The 4812-nt window shown below is 37.0% G+C and carries 4 protein-coding genes; 2 read left to right on the plus strand and 2 right to left on the minus strand.

Going from position 1 to position 4812, the window contains the following annotated elements; translation table 11 throughout:
- Positions 1-620: 620 nt before the first annotated feature.
- A complete protein-coding gene (locus MW688_RS00400) occupies positions 621-1235 on the plus strand; it encodes a hypothetical protein (protein ID WP_486733926.1) in 615 nt (204 codons plus the stop codon).
- Between the two features lie 817 nt (positions 1236-2052).
- Here MW688_RS00400 and MW688_RS00405 read toward each other — a convergent pair.
- Both MW688_RS00405 and MW688_RS00410 read right to left on the minus strand, forming a co-directional pair.
- The gene (locus MW688_RS00405; RefSeq protein WP_486733927.1) at positions 2053-2337 is read right to left on the minus strand and encodes a CopG family antitoxin; all 285 of its coding nucleotides are present in this window, start codon (positions 2335-2337) and stop codon (positions 2053-2055) included.
- On the minus strand, positions 2330-2614 hold the full coding sequence (locus MW688_RS00410) for a BrnT family toxin (protein ID WP_486733928.1): 285 nt from the start codon (positions 2612-2614) through the stop codon (positions 2330-2332). The genes MW688_RS00405 and MW688_RS00410 overlap by 8 nt, the downstream gene beginning before the upstream one ends.
- A gap of 506 nt (positions 2615-3120) precedes the next feature.
- Here MW688_RS00410 and MW688_RS00415 point away from each other — a divergent pair.
- A complete protein-coding gene (locus MW688_RS00415; protein ID WP_486733929.1) occupies positions 3121-4500 on the plus strand; it encodes a WD40 repeat domain-containing protein in 1380 nt (459 codons plus the stop codon).
- Positions 4501-4812 lie beyond the last annotated feature (312 nt).

A 4812-nucleotide genomic window follows, 5' to 3' on the forward strand; every position in this document is an offset into this window, starting at 1 on the left:
TTTTGGTCAACCAATTTTTAAGGGCGATCGCATTAATTCTTTAACTCATTACTTCAAAACTCCTTACTTCAAAACTCCTTACTTCAAAACTCAACCACAACCAGTAACATTTGGGTTTTGATGCTTTGGTGTGAGGTACGGTGAAAAATAATCTTGTTTTTGGTATTGTAATTAGCTGTTTGATTTCTAGATTATTGCTATCGTTAACAGCATAATGCAATAATGAACCACTAAAAAGTTGACATTTCTTGCTCCTCAGTAATGCAGTAATGCTTAGGGTGTAAAGAATTAGACAGAATTTTAGAAAAAAGCTTCTCTATCTTGAATTTGTGCAATCTCTTGCAGAATTTCCAATCTCTTAAGCTGTGATCTGAGATTTACATAGAAAGATTGTTTTTTATAACTTAAAGTTTAGGTTATTAAGAGCTTTAACTTCATCAAATTAAGCTCTTTTTTGGATTCTTTTCTCTTTCTTTTATCTGACATATCGCCTCATCTCGATTGTTGGATAAAGTTTAGCTTCAAATTTAGAAAGGTAAAAATGCCATCTACTTGTTGCCAATAAAAATTAGCAGCAGTTGAATTGTAAACCTTCAAAATCAATCAGAGGATCGTTTTTCATGACTACTTCAAAAAGATTAAGTCCCAGCTTCTTAAGAGATGCCTTTACATCTTATGCCAAGTACAATACTCCCAAACAACAGGAACTCCAACAATATTCTTTACAATGGTTGCAAAACCAGATTGAATCAGAACTCGATAATGGAAAAGCAATCATGGATCAATTTACCGAGAAATGGCGTAAGGGATGGCAGCCGGGCATAAATTCACAAGAATCAGCCATTGAATTAAAAAATTTATCTCATTCCTATAAAGGCTCAAAATCTATAGATCCCCATCAAGAGGAAGCTCTAATTTTTATTCACGAAGCAATTCCTGAAGATTTAAAAGATAGCTTTGCTCAACGTTGGAATATCAAAGAAACATTACGGGTTTCTAAGGCCGAAGGTGCTATCTTTACATCTAATGAAGAGGATATAGCTGTTTTACAAAAACAAGATCCTGAAGGAGATGGCATAACTTGGTATCAAGTAAACAAAAACCAAACTTATTATTTACTATCGGCTGAAACAAAAGGAGACAAGTATTTAGTGGTGTTGAGTGAACCAATCAGTCCCCAAAATAAGGATACTTGGTTTGTGGCTCAAGGAGATGTTGACATCTCCAAACTTTAAATTTTTAGGCACACCTTTATCTTTTAATATTAGTTATATGATGAGATATTGATGCAAATACCTAAAACTCAGATTACTCGCCCTAGAACAAGAGTACAGAAATTGGTCAACAGGCGAGAATCAATTTTTAATAGGTTAGGATCAATTCTTTAACTCATTACTTCAAGACTCCAAAACTCATTACTCATTGCTTCTTATATCATGTCCGTTTAATTAGGGCTTGCTGAAAAAGTTGAAGCGAGTGATTCTGGAGGCTACACAGCTTACTTAGTGGTAGTTTCAGTCTCTAATTTTCTAAATCTGACGGCGATCGCTGGCAAAAGTGCAAGGGTTTTGAGCAATTAAATGTGATAACCTTGCACTTAAAGGCAGAAAAAAAGCTCAAAACCCTTATCTGCTTTGACTTCTGGATTTATTCAGCAAGCCCTAATTAGTTATGATAAAGTTCTACCTTCATACCTTCTTCCTTTCCTCGGAGCCTCCTGCCTCGGTGCCTCCTGCCTCACCTCATTTTTATTGTAAGTATTCACCCGAACTTGATATTACTCATTACTCATTACTTCAAAACTCATTACTCAACAACAACCAGTAACATTAGGTATAGATGCTTTGGTGTGAGGAAAATACCTCCACTAATAGTGTCGCTTATTTTTTTGGCAACAGAACCCAGTTATAGCAATGAGCGTTGTAGTGTTAACAATATTTAGATAAACTTTTCCCCCCAACCCCCCGCAAACAAGGGGGGCTTTTCATAATAACTGTAAACATCTATTTGCTCATTGCTATATTTGATGCACGACCCTTTTTTCTATCAAAATTAGGACAAATGATGGCGATAAGACTCAAGAATTGAATGAATAAAAACTTGATAGCCGATCCCTCTTTTATCTGCCTCACTTTTAAGCCATTCTAATAAATCTTGATCATATCTCATGGAAACCATTTTCTTGTTTCTTGGTTTATTTTGAATAAATTTAGCTGATTGCCAAAACTGAGCATCGGTTTCTGGTGCATCAGATAAATCAATATTTTCTTCTTTAATATTTCTAATTCTGTTTAATTCTTCTTGATTAGGTAGATATTTTTCTGATGAATTATTCATAATAGTACTCCTCCCATATTTTTACTTCTTTTTTTGTGGCTTTTCTCGCTGAAATTAATCTGATTTTTTCTTGATAAATAATAGTGTAAGTAACAAATAAAACTATGCCGTAAACTTCTCCGAGTGCTTGAAATCGCTCTTCACCATAATCGAATCTATCATCATACTGACAGAGATAATCTTCAAAAAACAATAACTTAGCAAAATCAAAACTAATTCCATGTTTTTCAAGGTTAATTTTGCTTTTTTCTTCATCCCACTCGAACTCTTGATTCATCTATTCATGTATGAACTTTTAAAATTTTTTTAGCTTGATCTATCCCTTAATTTTACTTTTTGTAAATACATTATGTCAATACTTTCCTTAAACTGGAGTTTAGAGTAAACGGAGATTTTCGCTTATGGCGATCTCTTCGAGATCTGCCCAAAGCTCAGACCCTCGCATCTTTACCTAATGTTACTGGTGGATGAATAGTGAGTTTTGAAGTTTTGAAGTAATGAGTTTTGAAGTAAGAAGTCTTGACGTCTTGGAGTTAGAGAATTAATGCTAAACGCTTAAAAATTGGTTGACCAAAAAGGCGTATTCAGTACTTTTGTTCTCTTGACCCCATGAGCATTTTTGTTAAAAATTGTAACTTGTTAGGGGCTCAAGCATTCACCACACACTATCATATAATGTGTAATTACTCTTAAACCCAGATCTTGCATCTTTATCCAAAGTTACTGGCCTAGGGGTAATGTAGAATTGTTTTTTAAGTATAAATACTAAAAAAATTATTAATCATGACTAAGATTGCTCTTATTATTGCTGTGATAGTTTTTGATATTGGTTTTCAAAGTTCTCAAAACCTAAAACCCGCAAAAACCTTAATCAGACTCGAACCTTCAGAGGTAAAAGCCTTGGATAAATTAGATAATCATCACCAGACACAAGGATTATTAACAGCAGTTAAAATAGAAAGACAATTACTTACCATGGAACAAAGCCATGGACTTTATCCTAAAGCAAGTCCTATTCTGGCAATTAATAGCATCTATGACAATTTACCCAAAAAGGTTAGAATTCTCAACGGTGATCAAGATAGGGTAAATTATGCCGAATTTAGCTCTGATGGTACCCAGACTCTTACCGCGTCAGATGATGATACCGCCATACTGTTGGATAATCAGGTTAAGCTAACAGCCACTTTAGTAGGTCATCAAAAAAGGGTATATTTTGCCGAATTTAGCCCCGATGGCACCCAAATTATTACCGCTTCAGATGATGGTACCGCTAGGCTGTGGGATAGTCAGGGTAATCTCATAGCCACCTTAGAAGGCTTGACAAATTATGTCAAATTTAGCCCCGATGGTACCCAGATTGTTACCGCTCCAATAGATAATCCTGTTAGGCTGTGGGATAGCCAGGGTAACCTCATAGCCACCTTAGAAGACTTTGCAAATTATGCCGAATTTAGCCCCGATGGCACTCAGATTATTACCGCTTCAAGAGATGGAACCGCTAGGCTGTGGGATAGTCAGGGTAATCTCATAGCCACCTTAGACCGTCATCATCAAGGCTCAGTAGATTATGCCAAATTTAGCCTCGATAGCACCCAGATTGTTACCTCTTCAGCAAGACGTGGAGTCGTCATGGTGTGGGATAGCCAGGGTAAACTCATCGACACCTTCATTGTTCCTCGCGATCTCTCCCGTCCTGGTTTAATTGCCGAATTTAGCCCCGATGGCACCCAGATTCTTAGCACTTCAAAAGGTGGAACCGTTATGGTGTGGGATACTAAGGGTACACTCATAGCTACCCTCAACCATGATCAAAGCACGGTATATTCTGCTAAATTTAGCCCCGATGGCACCCAGATTGTCACCGCTTCAGCAGATGGTACCGCTAGGCTGTGGGATAGTCAGGGTAAGCTCTTAGTCACCTTAGAAGGTCATCAAGATAGGGTAGGTTATGCCGAATTTAGCCCCGATGGCACCCAGATTGTCACCTCTTCAGCAGATGGAACTGCTAGGGTGTGGAATACCAAGGGTAAACTCTTAGCTACCTTAGAAGGTCATCAACACTGGGTATTGTCTGCCAAATTTAACTACGATGGCACTCAGATTGTTACCGCTTCAGCAGATGGTACCGCTAAGGTGTGGAAAGTCCAGACACTGGAATAATTAATTACGGCTTGCTGAATAAATATAAAACTTTGACTGGATATAGGTTTGAGCCAATTTTTCTGGCAATGCTAGGTGCGCGTTCCCTCGGCGAGGGAACCTCGCACCTAGTTGCATCCGCAAGTGCAAGGTTTTCTAATGTTTTATGTTAAAAAGAGTGCATTTTTTTCTTTGGTTACTCAAAAATTCATAAATTATTATTACTCAGATCTTGCATCTTTATCCAAAGTTACTTGTGGTAGTTGAGTTTTGAAGTCTTGAAGTGAGGAAGTAATGAGTTAAAGAATTAATGCTCAACGCTTAAAAATTGGT

The sequence above is a fragment of the Johannesbaptistia floridana genome (assembly GCF_057440575.1).